The following is a 15,773-nucleotide window of genomic DNA, read 5'->3' as shown; positions in this document are numbered from 1 at the left end:
CATCGGTGGCACTAGCGTCGGCGCATGACGACGGATCTCCAGACGATCGTGATCGGCGCCGGCGCACTCGGCAGCGCGACGGCCTACTGGCTGACCGAGCGGGGCCAGGCCGATGTGCTCCTGCTCGATCAGTACGACCTTGGCCACGGACGCGGCGCCTCGGTGGACCATCATCGCGCCATTCGGCACAGCTACCACGACAACAAGTACGGCCGTCTCACCGCGGCTGCCTTCGCCAACTGGGACCGGCTGGTCGCCGAGAGCGGGGTACCCGTGCTCGTCCGCACGGGGGGAGTCGAGATCGGACTGGAGGGAACCTCGGGCGAGGACACGATCCATCGTTATCGCAAGATCCTCGAGGACAATGGACACCCCTATGAGGCCTGGCGCAACGCCGAGCTCGCCGAGCGGTTCCCGCAGTGGTCGGTGCCAGAGCCGGCGTTGATCACCCACCAACCCGACATGGGGTTCGTCGACATCGGCAAGGCCGGCCAGGTGCACCGCGCGCTCGCCGCAGCCGGCGGCGCTACCTTGCGAGGCAACGCGAAGGTTACCGCGCTGGAGAGCCTGCCCGACGGCGTCCGGGTGCACCTGGCAGACGGCGAGACGCTCACCGCGCAGAAGGTCGTCGTGAGCGCCGGAGCCTGGGCTGACGAGCTGCTCGGCCCGCTCGGACAGACCTGGACGACCACGGTCTCCCAGGAGCAGGTCGCCTACGTCGTCCCCCGCGACCTGCGTGCGTTCACTCCCGACCGATTCGCGGTATGGGGTTGGTACGGACCGCAGCTGCTCTACGGCTTCCCCGTCTACGGCGAGGTGGCGATCAAGCTCGCTCGCGACATGTCGGGTCGGTTCGTCACCACCGAGACCCGGTCTTTCGAGCCCGTTCAGGAGGAGACGGCGATGCTCATGGACTTCCTCGAACAGCGCCTGCCCGACGCGGCCGGCTTCGAGCTGTTGAGCAAGACCTGCATCTACGACATGCCACCGGACCGCGACTTCATCCTCGACACCATGCCGGGCCACCCACGGGTCATCGTCGGCAATGGAGCTGGCCATGCGGCCAAGTTCGCCGGTCTGCTGGGGGAGATCCTCTCTGAGCTGGTGGTCGAGGAGCGCTCCTCCTATCGCATCGACGCCTTCGGCGTCGATCGTCCCGGTCTCACTGACCCCGGCTTCGTCCCCGTGTTCGGCCTGTGACGGCATCGATCACGGCGGATGCGATGTCGGCTAGTGAGGGCGAGCGGCCGATCGAGGAGGGGATCCGCACCGACTTCCGGAACAGGATGGACTACGGGTCCTACCTCGACCTCGATCGGTTGCTGGGTGCCCAGCATCCGGTGAGCGACCCCGTCCACCCCGACGAGCTGCTCTTCATCATCCAGCACCAGACGACCGAGCTCTGGTTCAAGCTCGTGCTGCACGAGCTCAACGCCGTCCGCGACTACCTGGAGGTCGATGACGTCAGCCGGGCCGGCAAGGCCCTTGCCCGTGTCAAGCACATCTTCCGCACCTTGGCCGAGCAGTGGTCGGTACTCGCGACGCTGACACCTAGCGAATATGGCGAGTTCCGGAGCTCTCTGGGCTCCTCCTCGGGGTTCCAGTCCTACCAGTACCGGTCGGTGGAGTTCATTCTTGGAAACAAGAACGAAGGCATGCTCACGGTCTTCGAGGCCAAGCCCGAGGTTCATTCGGAACTGCGTCACTTGCTCGACACTCCCACGGTCTACGACGCCTTCCTCCGCTTCCTCGCCCGGCGCGGCCACGATGTGCCGCAGGGAGTGCTCGGGCGCGACGTGCGACGCGCCTGGGTGGAGGAGCCCGAACTGATCGCGGTCTTCCTGAGCATCTACAACGACACCGGTGCGTACTGGGTCGAGTACGCCATGTGCGAGGACCTCGTCGACCTAGAGGATGCGTTCCAGCTGTGGCGCTTCAGGCATCTTCGCACCGTTCAGAGGACGATCGGCTTCAAGACCGGTACCGGGGGGAGTTCCGGCGTCGACTTCCTGCGGCGGGCCCTCGACCTGACCTTCTTCCCCGAGCTCTACTCCGTGCGCACCGGCATCGGTGCCACGGACCGAGATCGGGGTGGAGACGCCGATGTCGACTGACGTCCTCCACCGGCTTCCACACCACCTCGTGCAGGAGGCCATCGACCTCGACCGTACCGACCCGCTGGGCGCCCGTCGTGGCGAGTTCGTGACTCCCGAGAGCGTGGTCGCCTACCTCGACGGCAACTCGCTCGGACGTCCTCTGCACGTCACGCGGCGCCGCCTCGTCGAGTTCATGGACGGGGAATGGGGCGAGCGGCTGATCCGATCGTGGGACGAACGCTGGATGGCGCGTCCCCTCGAGCTCGGAGACCTGATCGGCCGCGCCGTACTGGGTGCCGGACCCGGGCAGACCGTGGTCGCCGACTCGACCACGGTCCTCCTGTACAAGCTCGTTCGGGCTGGTCTGGCGGCGCAGCCCGGGCGGAATGAGATCGTCGCCGACACGGAGAACTTCCCGACCGACCGCTACATCGTGGAGTCCGCCGCACGCGAACTCGGCCTCACCGTGCGCTGGATCCGCCCGGACCCGGCGACCGGCGTCCGCGTCGCCGACGTCGTTGCCGTGGTTAACGAGAGCACTGCTCTCGTCGTCCTGAGCCACATCGCCTACAAGTCGGCCTTCATCGCCGACCTCCCCGCGATCACTGCCGCGGCGCACGGCGTCGGAGCTCTCGTGCTGTGGGATCTGTGCCACTCCGCCGGCGCCGTCGAGGTCGGGTTGGACGACGCCGAGGTCGATCTCGCGGTGGGCTGCACTTACAAGTACCTCAACGGCGGACCCGGCGCTCCGGCATTCGCCTACGTCAATACGCGTCTGCACGATCGGCTGGAGCAGCCGATCACGGGCTGGATGGGACACGCCGAGCCCTTCGCCATGGGCGAGTCCTATGCCGCCGCGCCGGGCATCCGTCGCCTGATCAGCGGCACGCCACCGATCCTCGCGATGCTGCCGGTCGAGGACATGGTCACCCTGATCGAGAGAACCGGAATGGCCGCGATCCGCGCGAAGTCGGTGCAGCTGACAGAGCTCGTGGTGCGCATCGCCGACGAGGCGCTGGCGCCGCTGGATGTCGAGGTTGCCTCGCCGCGCGACCCGGCAGTGCGCGGGGGGCATGTCACCCTGGAGCACCCCTCGATGGAGCAGGTGGTCGCCGAGCTCTGGCGAAGGGGAGTCATCCCCGACTTCCGTCGGCCGCGGGGTCTGCGTGCTGGGATGTCTCCGCTGAGCACGAGCTTCACGGAGGTAGTCATGGCACTCGCCCTCGTGCACGATGTGCTGGCGGGCTGAGAATAATCCGGCTACGGCTCGATCATCAGTGCGAGACGTTCTAGGGAGCGATCGACGCGGTCGATGCTCCCGGTGCACAGAGTGTCGATCATCAGCCCGCTCAGGGTGGCGCTGAGCAACGTGCTGAGCTCCTCGGCATGTGCGCGGGACCGACCCTCGCTTACGAACCAGTCGATGAAGAAGTCGATCCAGAAGTTGACGAGCTCTGGGCGGCGGCCCTGCTCGAAGGCCGATGCGTCGGAGGTCATCATCGCCTCGACGTTGAGCCGCGGATAGGCGAAGCGTTCGGGCGCCGCACGCCACCAGGCCCAAGTGCGGCGGACCGCGTCGGCGACCGTGACGTCGGGGTCCTCGGTGCGGGTGGCCATCAGCATCTCGGTGCTCGCCGACCGAGCGCGGGCGAGCGCGGCGTCGACCAGTCCTTCCTTCGACCCGAACTGATAGGAGATCACGTTCGTACTGACGCCCAGGTGAGCGGCCAGTCGACGCAGGCTGAGCCCGGCGAGACCGTGCTCGGCGAGGAAGATGATCGCGCCTTCCAGCACCTGCTCGCGACGGAGCGGATCGACGGGTCGAGGCACGGTCGCGCCCCTTTCCAGGCGGTGGGGAATCTCTTGACGAGTAAGTGTAACGCGCGTTACATTCGAGTTCCTGAAACGAACGTTACAAGAATTCCGAGGAGTCATCGTGACGCAGACCATCGAGCCCCGGGAGTTCGCCTCCGACCAGGCAGGCTCGTCGAGCCCGACCGACGACGTGTTCGCCCCGACGCTCGCGGGGGAGGCATACACCAGCCAGGACATCTTCGAGCAGGAGCTCGTCCGGATCTTCGAACGCGAGTGGGTCTACGTCGGCCGCGCCGAGGAGATCGCGCGGAAGGGCGACTTCCTCCGCGCCGACGTCGGTCGCGAGAGCGTCATCGTGGTGCGCGGTCGGGACGAGCAGATCCGTGGCTTCCTCAACGTCTGCCGACACCGTGGCGCCCGCCTGTGCTTGGAGCAGCGTGGCAATGCCGGCAACGCGATTCGCTGCCCGTACCACGCCTGGTCCTACCGGCTCGACGGCGGCCTGATCACCGCGCCCAACTGGGAGGCGATGGCGAGCATCGACAAGGCCGAACGGAGCCTGGTCGAGGTACGCACCGAGGTGTGGAACGGGATGGTCTGGGTCAACCTCGACGACGACGCGGGCCCGTTGGCCGACTATCTCCAGCCCCAGGTCGCGCATCGACTCGGCGACAACCTCGAGGTGCTGGAGCGCTACGACATCGCCAACCTCGTCGTCGGCAAGCGGGTCGTCTACGAGGTCGAGGCGAACTGGAAGCTGATCTTCGAGAACTTCCAGGAGTGCTACCACTGCGGCACGATCCACCCCGAGCTCGTTGAGGCGATCCCGGCCTTCCAGGCCAGCGACACCTCAGCCAACGGCTACGACACCGACGGCTACTACTTCGCCGAGGGGCGTGAGGGGTTCACCCTCTCCGGGAAGCGCTCGCTGCCGCGTCTGCCCGGCCTACGTGAGGACGACGACCTGAAGTACTTCGGCATGACCCTACGGTCGAATGCGTTCTTGTCGCTGACCCCCGACCACGTCATCACCCACAAGTTCGAGCCGATCTCCGCGACCCGGACTCGCGCGGTGTGCGACTGGCTGGTCCCGGCCGAGGTCGCGGCGTCGGAGGACCACGACCTGTCCGATGCCGTAGCGCTCTTCGACGCGGTCAACAAGCAGGACTTCGATGCTGCCGAGTGGTGCCAGCCCAACATGTCCTCGCGCGTCTATCGCGACGGCGGAGTGCTGGCGCCGGCCGAGAAGCTCCAGATCAGTCTCTGGTACGACTGGTACCGCGACCTGATGGCGCGTGAGTCCTGATGGACACCGCCGCTGGTGATGCCGGGGTCGCCGAGCGGGTCCGCGTGGGCCTGCTCGCCGACCTTCGGCTCGATGAGGTCGCGGTGGTCGAGGCGCGCGGACGCCGCATCGCGGTGTTCCACACCGAGGAGGGTGTGTTCGGCGTCGATGACCGCTGTACCCACCAAGATGCCGCCCTGTCCGACGGCTTCCTCGAAGGTTGCCTCATCGAGTGCCCGCTGCATGCCAGCTTCTTCGACCTACGCACCGGCGAGCCGAGTGGGCCGCCCGCGACGCGAGCCGTCGCGACCTACCCGGTCGTGGACGAGGACGGCGAGCTCTTCGTCGAGCTCCCCGTACCTGCCGACGGGGGCGTTTCGTGAGCGCCTCGCCCCGTTCGGTGCTGGTGGTCGGTGCCTCGCTGGCCGGTGTCGAGACCGTGCGTGCGCTGCGCACCGAGGGCTTCGACGGTGCGATCACGGTGCTCGGCGAAGAGCCGCACGCGCCGTACGACCGGCCTCCACTGTCGAAGGGCTTCCTCGACGGCACCCTCGGCCTCGAGCAGGTTGCACTCGACATGCCGGTCGACGGCGTGGTGCTGCGCACCGGGACTCGCGCAGTGCGTCTCGTCCCCGAGACGCGGGAGGTGCTCACCTCGGCCGGTGAGCGCCTCCGGGCCGACGCCGTGGTGGTGGCGACCGGCGCACGGGCGCGCAGACTCGACTCGCCGTTCGGCCCGGAGCAGGGTGTCCACGTCCTGCGGTCGCTTCGCGATGCGCACGCGCTGCGGGCCGACCTCGTCGCGGGATCCCGCCTCGTCGTCGTGGGCGGTGGCTTCATCGGCACCGAGGTCGCCGCGACCGCGGCTGGACTCGGACTGGACGTCACGATCGTCGAGACTCAGCCCGTCCTGCTCGAGCAGCAGCTCGGGCCGCTGCTCTCCGGCGTGCTGACAGTCCATCATGAGCGGCACGGCGTCGGCATCGTCACCGGGAGCGCGGTCGGTGAGCTTCAGGGCTCCACACGCGTGTCCGGGGTGCGCCTCCTCGATGGTCGGGTCCTGCCGGCTGATGTCGTGCTCGTGGGGGTGGGTAGTCGGCCGAACGTCGAGTGGCTCGCCGACTCCGGCCTGCCGGTGGCCGACGGCGTACTGTGCGACGACTCGGGGCTGGTCCGGGCAGGAGTGGTCGCGGTGGGGGATTGCTCCGCTTGGCGCGATGCCGACGGCGCGCACCGGAGGAGGCAGCATTGGACCGCGGCGCTGCGGCAGGCCGGTGTCGCCGCGCGGACCCTGCTCGGGTTGCCGTCATCGGAGCAGTCCGTCGATCTCGACTACGTGTGGTCGGACCAGTACGGGCTGCGGCTCCAGGTCCTTGGCCGGCCGGCGGCGCACCTGCGCTGTGAGGTGGCGGGGGATCCCAGCGGCGAATCGTTCACGGCCACGTTCCACGACGACGAGGCTGGTGGAGTGATCCGAGCGGTCGCGTCGGTGTCGGACCCACGGGGGTTCGGCCGAGCCCGCCGTAGTGTCGGCAAGGTGCCCTCGACGGCGTGAACCGTGTCACGTTGGTTGTCCATGTCAACGATCCGGGAATATGGTTGCACGCGGCAACCTTCTAACCCGCATGGAGTCCACCCGCGTGAGCAGTACCGAACACACCCCGCCGGCCAGCACATCCTCAGTCCAGTCGATCAGCGAGTCGCCGGCCCCGATGACGCACCGCGAGGTGCTCGAGGCGTTGAGCGGTCTGCTCCTGGCGATGTTCGTCGCGATGCTGTCGAGCACCGTGGTCACCAACGCGCTCCCGCGCATCGTCACCGACCTCGACGGCACCCAGTCCGGCTATACCTGGGTGGTCGTCGCGACGCTACTGGCGATGACCGCGACCACCCCGATCTGGGGCAAGCTGGCCGACCTGTTCAGCAAGAAGCTGCTGGTGCAGGGCGCGCTGGTCATCTACACGATCGGCTCCCTGATCGCCGCGTTCGCGCCCAGCATGGGTGTCCTCATCGGCGGTCGCGTGGTCCAGGGCCTCGGTGTCGGCGGCCTCACCGCGCTGGTGCAGGTGGTCATCGCCTCGATGGTCTCCCCGCGCGAGCGTGGCCGCTACGCCGGCTACATCGGCGCGGTCTTCGCCACGGCCACCGTGAGCGGCCCGCTCATCGGCGGACTCGTCGTCGACAGCCCCCTCGGCTGGCGCGGTTGCTTCTTCGTCGGGCTGCCCTTCGCGCTGGCCGCGTTCGTCGTCCTCCAGCGCACCCTGCACCTGCCGGTGGTGCGCCGCGAGGTCTCCATCGACTACCTCGGCGCCACCCTGATCGTGGGCGGCGTCAGCCTGCTCCTCATCTGGGTCTCGCTCGCCGGATCGTCCTTCGACTGGCTCTCCACCACCAGCGCCCTGCTGGTCGTCGGCGGCCTGGCCGTGATCGCCGCGGCCATCTACGTCGAGGGCCGGATCGCCAAGGAGCCGGTGATCCCGCTGCGCCTGTTCCGCGACCGCACCATCGCGCTGGCCACCGCCGCCTCGGTGATGATCGGCGTCGCCATGTTCGGTGCGACCGTGTACCTGAGCCAGTACTTCCAGCTCGCCCGCGGCATGACGCCGACCGAGGCGGGCCTGATGTCGATCGCGATGGTCGGCGGGCTCCTGGTCTCCAGCATCGTCAGCGGCCGGATCATCAGCGCCACCGGCTACTGGAAGAACTGGCTCGTCGGCGGCCTCGTGCTCGTGATCGCCGGGTTCGCCCTCCTCGGGACCATCGACGCCGACACCTCCCTCGTCCTCGTCGGGGTGTACATGGCGCTGGTCGGCGTCGGCCTCGGCGCCACCATGCAGAACCTCGTGCTCTCGGTGCAGAACGTCGTCCAGCTCTCCGACATGGGCGCTGCCAGCTCCGTGGTCGCCTTCTTCCGCTCCCTCGGCGGATCGATCGGCGTCTCGGTGCTCGGAGCGGTGCTCTCGCACCAGGTCACCGCCGAGGTGAAGTCCGGAGCGGTCGAGCTTGCCAAGCAAGGAGTCGCGCTCCCTGCGCAGGAGCACAAGACCAGCTCGATCCCCGACCTCCACTCCCTCCCGGCGCCCTTCCGCGATCTCTACGAGCACGCCTTCGGGACCTCGATCGGCCACATCTTCATGATCGCCGTGCCGTTCGCCGTCCTCGCGCTGGTCTGCGTCCTCTTCATCAAGGAGGTCCCGCTGCGCACCACCGTCGACAACACGGTGAGCGCCGAGCCGGGAGCCACCGTTCCCGTGCCGGCCAAGGAGGCGTGATGGGCGAGAACCGGGCCCAGTCACTGCGCGACCTCGAGTCGGAGGTCGGCATCCTCGTGCGGCGGATCCGCCGGGTCCTCTGGGTCAGGGCCCGTGCGGTCCACGAGGACCTCCAGCCGTCCGGATACCTCATCCTCGGCAGCATCGAGCGCGAGGGACCGGTACGCGCCTCGGTGATCGCCGAGCAGTTCGACCTCGACAAGGGCGCGGTGAGCCGACAGGTCAAGCACCTGGTCTCGCTCGGCCTGATCGAGGTCGAGAAGGATCCCACCGACGCCCGCGCCGTGCTGATCTCGGTCACCCCCGAGGCCCGCACGCGCATGGCCGACGTCGCCGCGCACCGGCACAAGGGCCTCAGCGAGCGGCTGGCCGACTGGACCGACGACGAGCTGGCCTCCTTCGCCGGCGAGCTGGGCCGCTACAACCGGGCGCTCGAGCTCGCCCCGCACCCCGAGGCGGAGGCGCTCAGCTCGGCCGGGCTGTCCTGATCCACGCCGCGGTGTCGGCAGGCAGCCGGTCACCTTCCACCGCTCGGCTGGAGATCAGCACCTCGCCCGCGGGCAGGGCCACTGCCTCGGACCCGCAGTTCAGCGCGATCAGCACCTCGCCGCGGGTGATCAGCAGGAGGTCGCCGTCGACCTCAACCGTCACGCCGCGGACGTCGGGCAACGTGCGCCGCAGCGCAAGCGCCCGGCGGTAGAACTCCAGCGTCGAGTCCGGGTCGCCGGTCTGTGCCTCGACGGTGAGCGCGGCCCAGTCGTCGGGCTGCGGGATCCACGGCTGGCCCTCGCCGTCGGGCGAGAAGCCGTACGGCGCGGCGGATCCCGACCAGGGCATCGGCACCCGGCACCCGTCGCGGCCGACCTCGCCGGTGCGGAACCACGACGGGTCCTGGCGGTCCTCGGGTGCGACGTCGACCTGTTCGAGCCCGAGCTCCTCGCCCTGGTACAGGTAGGCCGAGCCGGGCAGCCCGAGCATCGTCAACGTGGCGGCCCGCGCCCGCGCGAGTCCGCGCTCGCCGCCGCCGTAGCGCGTGGCGTGCCGGACGACGTCGTGGTTGCTGAGCACCCACGTGGGCGTCGCGCCCACCGGATCGAGTGCCGCGAACGTGTCGGTGACGACGTCGGCGAACTCGGCCGCCGACCAGTCGGCCAGCAGCCACAGGAAGTTGAAGGCCTGGTGCATCTCGTCGGGGCGGACATAGAGCGCCACCGAGTCCAGCGACTTGGCCCAGGCCTCGGCGACGTCCATCCGGTCGCCCGGGTACTCCTCCAGCACCCGACGCCAGCGGCGGTAGACGTCGTGCACCTCGGGCTGGTCCCACATCGGCTCGTCGAAGTCGGTGCGGGCGATCATCGCCTCCTCGCGCACCTGGTTCAGGTCGCGGCCCTCGGATCCGGGCGACAGGATCTGGTCGCGCAGCCCGGCCTCCTTGAGCAGCCCGTGGGCGACGTCGACGCGGAACCCGTCGGCGCCACGGTCGAGCCAGAACCGCAGCACCTGCTCGAACATGTCGCCGACCTCGGGGTTGCGCCAGTCGAGATCGGGCTGGGTGGAGTCGAAGAGGTGGAGGTACCACTGGCCGGGGCGCCCGTCGTCCTCGACGCGGGTCCAGGCGGGGCCGCCGAAGACCGACTGCCAGTTGTTGGGTGGCTCGTCCCCGTCGGGCCCCTTGCCGTCGCGGAAGAGGTAGCGCGCCCGCTCGGGGCCTCCGGGAGGGGCGGCCAGCGCGGCTTGGAACCACTCGTGCTCGTCGGAGGTGTGGTTGGGCACCAGGTCGACGATCACCCTGAGGCCGAGATCGTGTGCGGCGGCGATGAGGTCGTCGGCGTCGGCGAGCGTGCCGAACAGCGGATCGACGTCGAGGTAGTCGGCGACGTCGTAGCCGTGGTCGTGCTGCGGCGAGGTGTAGAACGGCGTGATCCACACGGCGTCGACGCCGAGGTCGCGCAGGTAGGGGAGTCGCGCGGTGATGCCCGGCAGGTCGCCGACGTCCGGGCCCCCGGCACGGGTGCCGGAGGAGGCGAAGCTGCGGGCATAGACCTGGTAGATGACGGCCTCGCGCCACCAGGGCGACTGCTGCCGCGCGGCGTCTGGAGCGCTGCTCACAGGAAGTCCTTCGGGTCCACGGCGAACCACACGTGCTCGGCGCTGGCCAGGAGGCGGCCGTCGGCAGTGTAGAGCGAGGACGCGGTGAAGGTCTTGCGACCGTCGTCGCCGCGCGAGCCGCCGACCACGACGTACTCCTCGCCGACCCGGGGCAGCTCGGAGACCTCGGCGGTCATCGACCCGAGCACCATCAGCCGCTCCTCCAGATCGCCGGCCCAGCCGCCGATGCAGTCGAGCGCGGCCCACGCGACCGGCAGGGTCGTGACGTCGGGTGACTCCGGGTCGGCCAGGCTCGCGTCGGGAGTCCAGGTGGCCGCGACGCGGACCCGCCCCTCGCCGTCGTCGTCGACGCGGCCGGGGAAGATCCGCAGGCCGTCGCCCTGGGCCCGCCCGGTGCCGCACGCGAAGCACATCGGGAACGGGTGCGAGGTGAGACCGGAGTAACGGCGTTCGGCCTCCCGGGCGACGTCGGCGGCGACCGGCTCGACCGGAGCCGGGGCCTCGGCCGGGGCCGCGATGCCGACGACGGTGTCGCCCCGGCGTGCCTCGACCGATCCGGCGAGGTCGCCGGCGACCACGTCGAGCTCGACGTCGAGGGGCGGCGGGACGCGCAACATCACCCGCGCCGGGCCCGGCGCGAGCCGGCTCGCGATCGCACCGGCGGTCCAGCCGCCGTTGCCGGAGGAGGTGGGACCGTTGAATCGGGCGGGGACGGTCAGGGCTTCGTACTCGGACACGGCTGCCAGGCTACAAGCCGATCATCGGCCGGCGGCGGCATCACGGACCTCGCCGTAGCGATCGAGGGCCTCGAGCCGCTCCGCGCGGTGATCGACGATCGGCTCCGGGTAGCCGACCAGGTCCCGATCGTCGGGGCTCGGGTCGTGCGGGTCGGCGACGTCGGCGAGCTCGGGCACCCAGGTACGGATGTAGACGCCGTCCGGGTCGAACCGGCGTCCCTGCGTGGTCGGGTTGAAGACGCGGAAGTACGGCGCGGCGTCGGTGCCGCAGCCGGCGGTCCACTGCCAGCCGTGGCTGTTGGAGGCGAGGTCGCCGTCGACCAGCCAGTGCAGGAAGTGCCGGGCGCCGTGCTGCCACTCCACGTGCAGGTCCTTGACCAGGAAGCTGGCGGTGATCATCCGCAGCCGGTTGTGCATCCAGCCGGTGGCGCGCAGCTGCCGCATCCCGGCATCGACGATCGGGAACCCGGTGCGGCCCTCGCGCCACGCGTCGAAGTCGGGCCCGGGCTCGTCGTAGCGCATCGCGGCCAGCTGCGGTCGCAGGTAGTCGCGCGCGCTGTCTGGGCGCCGGTGGAGGACGTCGGCGTAGAACTCGCGCCAGGCGAGCTCGGTACGGAACGTGGCGGCGCCGTCGCCCTCGCGGCCGGCCAGGTCGGCCAGCAGGGTGCGCGGGTGGATCTCGCCGAGCTTGAGGTGGTGGCTGAGCCGGGAGGTGCCCTCGAGGTCGGGGCGGTCGCGGTCCTCGGCGTAGTCGTCGACCTGCTCCAAGAAGGCCTCCCAGGCCCGGTGCGCCGCGGCCTCTCCGGGCTCGGGCAGGTCGAGCCCCTCGGGCAGGTCGACCTCGGGGAGCGGTGCGGTCTCCTCCAGCGAGAGCCACAGGGCGTCGTCGGGGATCGGGCCGGCGGGTCCACGCCAGCCGTGTTCGCTCCACGCCCGGGAGAACGGCGTGAACACCTGATACGGGTCGCCACTGCCGTTGCGCACCCGCCCCGGCGCCACGGCGTACGGCGAGCCGGTGCGGACCAACGCGATCCCGGCGTCGGCCAGGGCCTCCTCGACCGCCTCGTCGCGCGCCGCGCCGTACGGACCGTAGTCGGCGGCGACATGGACGTGGGTGGCTCCGACCTCGCGCGCGGCGGCGACGACCTCCCGCACCGGGTCGCCGGCGCGGACGGCGAGCGGTACGTCGGCACCCAGGGCCCGCAGGCTGGCGACGAGCTGGTGACGGCGGGAGGGGCCCGCCGGGTCCCACAACACCGGGTCGAGGACGAACAACCCGAGGGTGGGTCCTTCGGCCAGGGCGGCCAGGAGGGCCGGGTTGTCGAAGGTTCGCAGGTCGCGCCGGAACCACATCACCGACGTTGCTTGGGGGTCCACTCCATGCACTGTGCCAGGCACCCCGGCGGCACCCGGACAGGCGCCGAGCCGAGGCGGCGGGCGCGCCCGCCGACGATGAGCAACAATGGCCCACGTGAGCGACCTCATCGACACCACCGAGATGTATCTGCGGACCATCTACGAACTGGTCGAGGAGGGCATCGTCCCGCTGCGCGCGCGGATCGCGGAGCGGCTGCACCAGAGCGGCCCGACGGTGTCCCAGACCGTGGCCCGCATGGAGCGCGACGGCCTGGTGACCGTCGAGGGCGACCGGCACCTCGAGCTCACCGAGCAGGGACTGCGCCTGGCCACCCGCGTGATGCGCAAGCACCGGCTGGCCGAGCGCCTCCTCACCGACGTCATCGGCCTGGAGTGGGAGCTGGTGCACGAAGAGGCCTGCCGCTGGGAGCACGTCATCTCCGAGACGGTCGAGCGGCGGCTCATCGAGCTGCTCGGGCAGCCCACCTCCTCGCCCTATGGCAACCCGATCCCGGGACTCGACGAGCTCGGCCAGAGCGAGGTCGCCGAGTCGTTCATGGACGACGTCGAGCCGCTGGGCGAGGCCGCCTCCGACGTCGAGGGCCGGGTGCTGGTGCGCCGGATCTCCGAGGAGATGCAGAAGGACGAGGTGCTGATGAGCGCGATGCGCCGCGTCGGCGCGCTGCCGGAGAAGACGGTGACGATCGTGGCCACCGACGACGGCGTCCTGGTCGGCTCGGGCGGCGAGACCGCCGAGATCATGCCCGAGGCGGCCGAGCACATCTTCGTCAAGCGGCTCTAAGGGCGGCGAGGGCGCGGAGGAACTCCGAGCACCCGGCATCGACCTTGTGGGTGACCAGCGGGTCGCCCCGGGTCTCGCCGCGGTTGACCAGCACGATCGGCGTGCCGCGCTGGGCGGCGCGCTTGACGAAGCGCAGCCCGCTCATGACCGTGAGGGACGACCCGGCCACCAGTAGCGCGCCGTCCCCGTCGGTCAGGGCCTCCACCGCGGCGTAGCAGCGTTCGACCCGTGTCTTGGGCACGTTCTCCCCGAAGAACACGACGTCGGGTTTGAGCACGCCGCCGCAGGCGGCACACCCCGGCACCGTGAACTCCGCGATCGCCGCGGCGTCCTCCAGCTCGACGTCGCCGTCCGGCCTGGTCTCCAGCTCGGTGTGGCGCGCGGTCCATCCGGGGTTGGCTGCGTCGAGCCGGGCGTGCAGCGCCTGCCGCGCGGAGGTGGCCCGGCAGCCGAGGCACACGACGTCGGCGATCCGCCCGTGCAGCGCCACCAGCCGCCGCGACCCGGCCGCCTCGTGCAGCCCGTCGACGTTCTGGGTGATGAGGAGCTCGGGGTCGAGTGCGGCGAGCGCGCGGTGTCCGTCGTTCGGTTCGGCGCGGCGCATCCGGCCCCAGCCCAGGTGCGAGCGCGCCCAGTACCGCTGCCGCGCCTCGGGACCCGAGACGAACTCCTGGTAGGTCATCGGGCGGCGTGCGGGCGCTCCGGGACCCCGGTAGTCGGGGATGCCGGAGTCGGTGGAGAGGCCGGCGCCGGTGAGCACGACCAGTGGCCGCGCGGCGAGCAGTTCGAGCGCGGCGTGGGCGCCGGCGTCGGCGCGGGCCTGGACCGTCATGTCCCCAGTGTGGTCGATGGCGCGAATCGACGCCGACAGTGGCGCCGGTCGAGGGAGTCGGCTTGGATATGCCGATCCGGCGGGTGACCGACCTCGATGCCGGCCCGTGTCAGGAGCCTGCCATGAACGACTCCGCATTGATCACCGTCGGCCTGCCGATCGCCCTGGCGATCGTGATGCTCGGTCTCGGGCTGTCGCTGACCGTCGAGGACTTCCGGCGGGTGGCGAGGTCCCCGCGCGCGGTGATCGTCGCCCTGGTGTTGCAGATCCTGGTGCTGCCGGCGATCGCCTTCGGTCTGGTCAAGGCCTTCGACCTCGACCCGCTCCTGGCCGTCGGCGTCATGCTGCTCGCGGCCTCACCGGGCGGAACCACGGCGAACCTCTTCAGCCACCTCTTCCACGGCGACGTGGCGCTCAACGTCAGCCTCACCGCGATCAATTCGGTGCTGGCCGCCTTCACGATCCCCGTCATCACCAACTTCGCGATCGGCCACTTCGACGCCGACGGCGACCTGGGGCTCCAGTTCGCCAAGGTCGTCCAGGTGATCGCGATCGTGCTGGTGCCGGTGGCGATCGGAATGGTCGTGCGCAGCCGGAACCCTGACGTCGCGGAGCGCGCCGACAAGCCGGTGCGGGTCTTCTCGATCGTGGTGCTCGTCGTCGTGGCGGTCGGGGCGCTGCTGGGGGAGCGGGAGAATCTCGCCGACTACGTGCAGCAGGTCGGGATCGTCACCACCCTGTTCTGCCTGGCCAGCCTGACCCTCGGCTACCTCGGAGCGCGGGTCTTCCGCCTCGAGGAGCGCGCGGCGATCGCCTGCGCCATGGAGATCGGCATCCACAACACGACCGTGGCCCTCACCATCGCCCTCAGCGTGCTCGACAGCACCGAGGTGGCGATCCCCAGCGCCGTCTACAGCATCGCCATGTACGTGCTGGCCACGGCGTTCGGCTTCGCGATCACCCGCGGACGACGTCAGGCGCCGTAGCGCAGCCGGGCCCGGGCCCGCGCCTTCTCCGCTTCGACCTCGCGGTTCTTCGGGGGTGCGCTGGTGACCAGCTCGTCGAGCAGGTGCCCGGTGATGTGGGCGATCTCGGCGACAGCCCGGTCGAACGCGGCCTGGTTGGCCGCCGACGGCTTGGTGGTGCCGGCCACCTTGCGGACGTACTGCAGCGCCGCGGCGTGCACCTCGTCGTGCGTCGCGGGGGGCTCGAAGTTGTTCAGCGGGCGGATGTTGCGGCACATGTGCCCAGGCTACGACTCGACGGCTCCTCGAGCCCCGCCATCGAGGCCCGCTGCTGCCGGAGGTTGAGCAAGCGAGCGCCAGCGAGCGCTCGTTGATTGATAGAACCCCGGCGACCGTCGCTGCCAACTGCCGGAGGTTGAGCAAGCGAGCGCCAGCGAGCGCCGACGAAACCCCGGCGACCGTCGTTGCCAGCGTTTCCGAGGTCGGTTGGGAGGTTTCGTCTGC

General features: G+C 70.1%; 16 protein-coding genes. 10 read left to right on the top strand and 6 right to left on the bottom strand.

Annotated elements, in window-relative coordinates:
• Positions 1 to 24: 24 nt before the first annotated feature.
• From WMR31_RS01295 to kynU, 3 genes are read left to right on the top strand one after another with little or no spacing between them, the layout of a single operon-like run.
• On the top strand, positions 25 to 1,200 hold the full coding sequence (locus tag WMR31_RS01295) for an FAD-dependent oxidoreductase (protein WP_340536960.1): 1,176 nt from the start codon (positions 25 to 27) through the stop codon (positions 1,198 to 1,200).
• 23 nt (positions 1,201 to 1,223) lie between these two features.
• Positions 1,224 to 2,114 carry a tryptophan 2,3-dioxygenase gene (locus tag WMR31_RS01290; RefSeq protein WP_340536959.1) on the top strand — a complete coding sequence of 297 codons (891 nt, stop codon included), beginning with the start codon at positions 1,224 to 1,226 and terminating at the stop codon, positions 2,112 to 2,114.
• A complete protein-coding gene (kynU, locus tag WMR31_RS01285) occupies positions 2,104 to 3,345 on the top strand; it encodes a kynureninase (RefSeq protein ID WP_340536958.1) in 1,242 nt (413 codons plus the stop codon). The genes WMR31_RS01290 and kynU overlap by 11 nt, the downstream gene beginning before the upstream one ends.
• A gap of 11 nt (positions 3,346 to 3,356) precedes the next feature.
• Here kynU and WMR31_RS01280 read toward each other — a convergent pair whose 3' ends face one another.
• The gene (locus tag WMR31_RS01280) at positions 3,357 to 3,926 is read right to left on the bottom strand and encodes a TetR/AcrR family transcriptional regulator (RefSeq protein WP_340536957.1); all 570 of its coding nucleotides are present in this window, start codon (positions 3,924 to 3,926) and stop codon (positions 3,357 to 3,359) included.
• A 106-nt stretch (positions 3,927 to 4,032) separates the two neighbouring features.
• Between WMR31_RS01280 and WMR31_RS01275 the strand changes: the two genes are divergently transcribed.
• The 5 genes from WMR31_RS01275 to WMR31_RS01255 all read left to right on the top strand — a co-directional run bounded on the left by WMR31_RS01275 (position 4,033) and on the right by WMR31_RS01255 (position 8,956).
• Positions 4,033 to 5,217: an aromatic ring-hydroxylating oxygenase subunit alpha gene (locus WMR31_RS01275; protein WP_340536956.1), complete on the top strand. Its 1,185-nt coding sequence runs from the start codon at positions 4,033 to 4,035 to the stop codon at positions 5,215 to 5,217.
• Positions 5,217 to 5,579 carry a bifunctional 3-phenylpropionate/cinnamic acid dioxygenase ferredoxin subunit gene (locus tag WMR31_RS01270; RefSeq protein ID WP_340536955.1) on the top strand — a complete coding sequence of 121 codons (363 nt, stop codon included), beginning with the start codon at positions 5,217 to 5,219 and terminating at the stop codon, positions 5,577 to 5,579. The genes WMR31_RS01275 and WMR31_RS01270 overlap by 1 nt, the downstream gene beginning before the upstream one ends.
• A complete protein-coding gene (locus WMR31_RS01265; protein WP_340536954.1) occupies positions 5,576 to 6,751 on the top strand; it encodes an NAD(P)/FAD-dependent oxidoreductase in 1,176 nt (391 codons plus the stop codon). The genes WMR31_RS01270 and WMR31_RS01265 overlap by 4 nt, the downstream gene beginning before the upstream one ends.
• Before the next feature lie 85 nt (positions 6,752 to 6,836).
• A complete protein-coding gene (locus WMR31_RS01260; protein WP_340536953.1) occupies positions 6,837 to 8,468 on the top strand; it encodes an MDR family MFS transporter in 1,632 nt (543 codons plus the stop codon).
• Positions 8,468 to 8,956, top strand: coding sequence for a MarR family winged helix-turn-helix transcriptional regulator (locus WMR31_RS01255; RefSeq protein WP_340536952.1), 489 nt, complete (start codon positions 8,468 to 8,470; stop codon positions 8,954 to 8,956). Before WMR31_RS01260 ends, WMR31_RS01255 begins: the two co-directional genes overlap by 1 nt.
• On the opposite strand, the gene WMR31_RS01250 is transcribed toward WMR31_RS01255, so the two are convergent.
• The 3 genes from WMR31_RS01250 to WMR31_RS01240 are packed head-to-tail and all read right to left on the bottom strand — an operon-like array spanning position 8,934 to position 12,691.
• Positions 8,934 to 10,577, bottom strand: a complete 1,644-nt coding sequence (locus WMR31_RS01250) for a glycoside hydrolase family 13 protein (RefSeq protein ID WP_340536951.1) — start codon at positions 10,575 to 10,577, stop codon at positions 8,934 to 8,936. The genes WMR31_RS01255 and WMR31_RS01250 overlap by 23 nt on opposite strands.
• On the bottom strand, positions 10,574 to 11,314 hold the full coding sequence (locus WMR31_RS01245) for a hypothetical protein (RefSeq protein ID WP_340536950.1): 741 nt from the start codon (positions 11,312 to 11,314) through the stop codon (positions 10,574 to 10,576). Before WMR31_RS01245 ends, WMR31_RS01250 begins: the two co-directional genes overlap by 4 nt.
• 21 nt (positions 11,315 to 11,335) lie before the next feature.
• Positions 11,336 to 12,691, bottom strand: coding sequence for a cryptochrome/photolyase family protein (locus WMR31_RS01240; RefSeq protein ID WP_340536949.1), 1,356 nt, complete (start codon positions 12,689 to 12,691; stop codon positions 11,336 to 11,338).
• Positions 12,692 to 12,785: 94 nt separating this feature from the next.
• On the opposite strand from WMR31_RS01240, the gene WMR31_RS01235 reads away from it, so the two are divergent.
• A complete protein-coding gene (locus tag WMR31_RS01235; RefSeq protein WP_340536948.1) occupies positions 12,786 to 13,472 on the top strand; it encodes an iron-dependent transcriptional repressor DtxR in 687 nt (228 codons plus the stop codon).
• Here the strand turns inward: WMR31_RS01235 and WMR31_RS01230 are convergent.
• The gene (locus WMR31_RS01230; RefSeq protein WP_340536947.1) at positions 13,459 to 14,304 is read right to left on the bottom strand and encodes an NAD-dependent protein deacetylase; all 846 of its coding nucleotides are present in this window, start codon (positions 14,302 to 14,304) and stop codon (positions 13,459 to 13,461) included. The genes WMR31_RS01235 and WMR31_RS01230 overlap by 14 nt on opposite strands.
• A 122-nt stretch (positions 14,305 to 14,426) precedes the next feature.
• Between WMR31_RS01230 and WMR31_RS01225 the strand changes: the two genes are divergently transcribed.
• On the top strand, positions 14,427 to 15,290 hold the full coding sequence (locus WMR31_RS01225) for a bile acid:sodium symporter family protein (protein WP_340536946.1): 864 nt from the start codon (positions 14,427 to 14,429) through the stop codon (positions 15,288 to 15,290).
• Here WMR31_RS01225 and WMR31_RS01220 read toward each other — a convergent pair.
• Positions 15,278 to 15,547: a DUF2277 domain-containing protein gene (locus tag WMR31_RS01220; protein ID WP_340536945.1), complete on the bottom strand. Its 270-nt coding sequence runs from the start codon at positions 15,545 to 15,547 to the stop codon at positions 15,278 to 15,280. The genes WMR31_RS01225 and WMR31_RS01220 overlap by 13 nt on opposite strands.
• Between the last annotated feature and the right edge of the window lie 226 nt (positions 15,548 to 15,773).

Origin of the sequence: Nocardioides epinepheli, assembly GCF_037936805.1 — a bacterium.
Lineage (GTDB): Bacteria > Actinomycetota > Actinomycetes > Propionibacteriales > Nocardioidaceae > Nocardioides.
The sequence above is the reverse complement of the archived record's forward strand: the minus strand, read 5'-3'. Positions and strand labels throughout refer to the sequence as shown.

What these genes read in the sequence shown, in the direction of transcription:
- WMR31_RS01220 (WP_340536945.1), bottom strand. Translation starts at nt 15,547, where the DNA reads ATGTGCCGCAACATCCGCCCGCTGAACAACTTCGAGCCCCCCGCGACG.
- WMR31_RS01225 (WP_340536946.1), top strand. Translation starts at nt 14,427, where the DNA reads ATGAACGACTCCGCATTGATCACCGTCGGCCTGCCGATCGCCCTGGCG.
- WMR31_RS01255 (WP_340536952.1), top strand. Translation starts at nt 8,468, where the DNA reads ATGGGCGAGAACCGGGCCCAGTCACTGCGCGACCTCGAGTCGGAGGTC.
- WMR31_RS01270 (WP_340536955.1), top strand. Translation starts at nt 5,217, where the DNA reads ATGGACACCGCCGCTGGTGATGCCGGGGTCGCCGAGCGGGTCCGCGTG.
- kynU (WP_340536958.1), top strand. Translation starts at nt 2,104, where the DNA reads ATGTCGACTGACGTCCTCCACCGGCTTCCACACCACCTCGTGCAGGAG.
- WMR31_RS01295 (WP_340536960.1), top strand. Translation starts at nt 25, where the DNA reads ATGACGACGGATCTCCAGACGATCGTGATCGGCGCCGGCGCACTCGGC.
- WMR31_RS01230 (WP_340536947.1), bottom strand. Translation starts at nt 14,304, where the DNA reads ATGACGGTCCAGGCCCGCGCCGACGCCGGCGCCCACGCCGCGCTCGAA.
- WMR31_RS01290 (WP_340536959.1), top strand. Translation starts at nt 1,224, where the DNA reads ATGTCGGCTAGTGAGGGCGAGCGGCCGATCGAGGAGGGGATCCGCACC.